Origin of the sequence: Acinetobacter rongchengensis (assembly GCF_003611475.1) — a bacterium.
GTDB classification, from domain to species: Bacteria; Pseudomonadota; Gammaproteobacteria; order Pseudomonadales; family Moraxellaceae; genus Acinetobacter; species Acinetobacter rongchengensis.
This window is the reverse complement of record NZ_RAXT01000142.1, coordinates 1-1,480: the sequence shown is the minus strand read 5'-3', so window position 1 is coordinate 1,480 and position 1,480 is coordinate 1. Positions and strand designations below refer to the sequence as shown.

Annotated in this window: 1 protein-coding gene; it reads left to right on the top strand. The window is 47.9% G+C overall.

Going from position 1 to position 1,480, the window contains the following annotated elements:
- On the top strand, window positions 1–1,480 hold a 1,480-nt coding region (locus tag D7V20_RS19100), incomplete at both ends, for an Ig-like domain-containing protein (protein WP_235831683.1).

The window sequence follows — 1,480 nt, the reverse complement described above, 5'->3', positions numbered from 1 at the left end:
AGATGATACCCGTCCAGAATACACAGGCAAAGCAACGACAGATGTTGAGCATGTCAATATCTATGACAATGGTGGATTGATTGGTACAGCGACAGTACAAGCTGACGGTACGTGGACATTTACACCAGAATTGCCATTGATCGGAGGAGACCATAGCTTTAGCGCTAAACCAGTGGATAAAGCAGGGAATGAAGGTACGGCTACAGACCCAATCGACTTCAATGTAATTGGCTCAGCGCCATTGGCACCAACGATTCAAAGCGTTGATGATAATGTGGGCGATATCACAGATCCATTACAAAAAGGTGCGACGACGGATGACAAGACTCCGACAGTAAGCGGTACAGCACAACCAGGAACGATTGTTCACGTTTATAGCAATGGTACAGAAGTTGGATCAGTTGCAGTACAACCAAATGGCACATGGACACTTGAGGTTGCAGATCTAGGCGCAGATGGTGAGAAAAAACTCACAGCTGTTGCCACAGATCCATCGGGTCAAATGAGTCCGCCAACAGGTGAATACCCAATCATACTCGACACGACAGCACCTACCCAGCCTGAAGATATCACTGCTACAGACGATGTCGGTCCTACGATCGGGGACATTCCAGCGGGTGGTACAACAGATGACACCACACCGACCATTACAGGTACAGGTGAGCCAGGTGCAACCGTTGAAGTAATTGATAATGGTCAACCATTGGGTACGGCAGTTGTAGATCCGACAGGCAACTGGACATTTACCCCAGAAACCCCATTGACGGATGGTCCACATGAGATCACGACGACTCAAACCGATCCAGCAGGCAATACCAGTGATCCAAGTGATCCATTGAATTTCACGGTAGATACATCTACATCTGATGTTCAAATCACCAACTTCATTGACAATACCACACCGATTGAAGGCAATATTGCAAAGGCGGGTGTGACCAATGACACCACGCCAACAGTGGTGGGTGTTTCTAAGCCAAATGCAAATATCACGATTACTGATGCAGCCAACAATGTTGTTGGAACAGCAACAGCAGATGCAACAGGCAAATGGTCAGTAGAGCTAACAACACAAGCTGAAGGTGAACATACCTACACTGCAACCGCACAACTACCGAATGGTAACACTGCGACAGATACCGCAAAACTCACTATCGACACCACTGCACCAATTGCAGCAACGATTGATACAGTCACAGATGATGTTGGAGAAAACCAAGGGCCACTGACTTCAGGTGGCACAACGGATGACACCACACCAACGATCACAGGTAAAGCCGAACCAGGTAACGTAGTCACCATTTATGATGATGGTCAGCCAGTCGGCAGTGTAGTTGCAGATCCGCAAGGAAACTGGAACTACACCTTACCTGCACCGGGCTTAACAGAAGGTTCGCATGATTTAAGTGTGACACAAACCGATCCAGCGGGTAACGAAAGTGCACCGTCAGCACCATTTGAAGTGATTGTAGACACGACAGCG